This is a genomic window from Actinoplanes awajinensis subsp. mycoplanecinus (genome assembly GCF_001509495.1).
Lineage (GTDB): Bacteria > Actinomycetota > Actinomycetes > Mycobacteriales > Micromonosporaceae > Actinoplanes > Actinoplanes palleronii.
In genome coordinates this window covers 1-1,165 of record NZ_LLZH01000112.1, presented here as the reverse complement: position 1 = coordinate 1,165, position 1,165 = coordinate 1, and the positions used below count along the sequence as shown (strand labels likewise).

The following is a 1,165-nucleotide window of genomic DNA, read 5'->3' as shown; positions in this document are numbered from 1 at the left end:
CTGTTCGTCATGGTCGGTGGCCTGGTCGAGACCGGGGTGATCGACACCCTGGCCCGGTCGGCGACCGACGCGGTCGCGGGCAAGCTGTGGCCGGCCACCATGCTGATGCTGTGGGCCTCGGCGGGCCTGTCCGCGATCGTCGACAACATTCCGTACGTAGCGACGATGAGCCCGATCGTCAGCGAGCTGGTCAACGCCGAGGGCGGCATCGGCAAGGCTCAGGTCTTGTGGTGGGCGCTCGCGATCGGCGCCGATCTGGGCGGCAACGCCACCGCGGTCGGTGCCTCGGCGAACGTGGTGGTGCTCGGCATCGCCGAACGCGCCGGGCACCGGATCAGCTTCTGGGGCTTCACGAAGTACGGCCTGATCGTCACCGTGATCTCGGTGGCGATGGCCGTGCCGTACCTCTGGTTGCGGTTCTTTGTTTTCTAGAGGAGCAGCCGGTCGAGCAGCCCGTCCAGGGTGATCGCGCCGGTCATCACCCTGTTGGAGTCGACGACGGCGACCAGCGGAATGTTCGAGCGGGCCATCACCGAGGCGACCTCCAGCAACGTCGCGTCGGCGTGCACCGCGGGCAGCTCGGGCCGGTTCTTCGGCAGCAGGTCGGCGACGGTGCGCTCACCGATGCCGGCCAGGATGACGTCGGCGGCGGCCTCGTCGATCACCCGGGCCAGGGCCGGATCGTCCTGGCAGTACGACGGCAGCGCCATCCGCAGCACCTGGGTGCCGGCCAGCACGGTCAGTGGACGGCCCTTGCCGTCCACCACGATCAGCCCGGGCAGGTCCTGCGCGGCCAGAACACGGGCCGCCTCGCGCGCGGGCATGCTCTCGACCACGGTGCTCATCGCTGTCGCTATGTCCGCTGCGCGCATGGCCCGACGATACGCCCGGTCAGCTCTGGTAGACGTCGGGGATGTCGTCGTGGTCGCGGTCTACCTGCTCGGCGTCGTGCAGGCGCCGGTACGTCCGATTACGGGCCCGCAGCACCACCGCTGCCAGCCCTGCCGCGATCAGCGAGCCGAGCAGGACGGCGACTTTCACCCGGTCGTCGGCGCCGCTACCGGTGCCGAAGGCGAGTTCCCCGATGAGCAGCGACACGGTGAACCCGACCCCGGACAACAGCGCCAGCCCGGCCACGTCGATCCAGGCCAGGCCGGTGTCGAGT

At 69.8% G+C, this 1,165-nt stretch carries 3 protein-coding genes; 1 reads left to right on the top strand and 2 read right to left on the bottom strand.

Going from position 1 to position 1,165, the window contains the following annotated elements; genetic code table 11:
* Nucleotides 1-432 (top strand): ArsB/NhaD family transporter (locus ADL15_RS15070; protein ID WP_269748346.1); only part of this gene is annotated, 432 nt, incomplete at its 5' end.
* Here ADL15_RS15070 and ADL15_RS15065 read toward each other — a convergent pair.
* Nucleotides 429-872: a CBS domain-containing protein gene (locus tag ADL15_RS15065; protein WP_067690255.1), complete on the bottom strand. Its 444-nt coding sequence runs from the start codon at nucleotides 870-872 to the stop codon at nucleotides 429-431. The two genes, ADL15_RS15070 and ADL15_RS15065, sit on opposite strands and share 4 nt — an antisense overlap.
* Before the next feature lie 19 nt (nucleotides 873-891).
* Nucleotides 892-1,165 (bottom strand): Na+/H+ antiporter NhaA (locus ADL15_RS15060; protein ID WP_198170784.1); only part of this gene is annotated, 274 nt, incomplete at its 5' end.

Coding starts and splice junctions, on each gene's coding strand:
- ADL15_RS15065 (WP_067690255.1), bottom strand. CDS start 872: ATGCGCGCAGCGGACATAGCGACAGCGATGAGCACCGTGGTCGAGAGC.